Annotated in this window: 1 protein-coding gene and 1 pseudogene; both read right to left on the bottom strand. The window is 71.5% G+C overall.

Annotated elements, in window-relative coordinates; genetic code table 11:
• Positions 1 to 133: 133 nt before the first annotated feature.
• A pseudogene (locus KUM44_RS35045) lies at positions 134 to 403 on the bottom strand (DDE endonuclease); the annotation flags it as partial.
• Positions 400 to 745 (bottom strand): winged helix-turn-helix domain-containing protein (locus KUM44_RS35050; RefSeq protein WP_217213799.1); only part of this gene is annotated, 346 nt, incomplete at its 5' end. The gene KUM44_RS35050 and the pseudogene KUM44_RS35045, both read right to left, overlap by 4 nt.

The following is a 745-nucleotide window of genomic DNA, read 5'->3' on the forward strand; positions in this document are numbered from 1 at the left end:
GCAAGGCCCCTATCGGGACACGCCCGCTGGTCCGGCGCAGCAAGCACCGCCCGGGACCCAAGCCGACAGATCCTCAACAAGGCAGCCAGGCCAGTTGTCCCACGGGTCAGACCCCGGTCCCGGACGGCGCCCCATGAGTCTCACAGTTGTCACAGACCAGCACGATCGGGCCGCCGAGCTGCTGGTACGCGGTCTGGATCAGGTCGCGGTAGTCCTTCCAGGAGAAGCTCTTGCGCCCGTCGGGCCGGGCGTCCGGGCAGGGGCGGTAGATCAGCCGCGAGCGTGCGCCGGGCTTGTAGCAGGCCAGGGCGGCCACCGATAAGCGGCGGCGGGAGCGGCCCCGGACGCGGACCACAGGGGTGCGGCCGCGGCGGGACCAGGTGCGGGTGGGCGGCGGCGTCATCGAGAAGCCGGCCTCGTCCTCGAAGACGAGCCAGGCGTCGAGCGCCGCCACGGTCCTTCCACCTGGGGCCAGGTCTCCTTCACCCAGCCGGCCACCGCGTTCTCATCCCGCTCGACCGCCCGCCGGGCGGGGACCTGGCAGCTCCAGCCGTGCCGCTTGAGCAGCGCGGCGACGCCCTGGACGGTGTAGCTCTTGTGGAAGCGGCGCCCGATCAGGGTCTTGATCCGCGACAGCGTCCAGGTCTGGTCCGGCCAGCCATGTGCCACCGGCCCCATGAGCAGCTCCCGCTCGAGTACGGCAAACAGTTCGTCACTGAGCAGCGGCAGCGATGCCGGGCCCTTC

The sequence above is a fragment of the Streptomyces sp. AC550_RSS872 genome (assembly GCF_019049285.1).
Classification (GTDB): domain Bacteria; phylum Actinomycetota; class Actinomycetes; order Streptomycetales; family Streptomycetaceae; genus Streptomyces.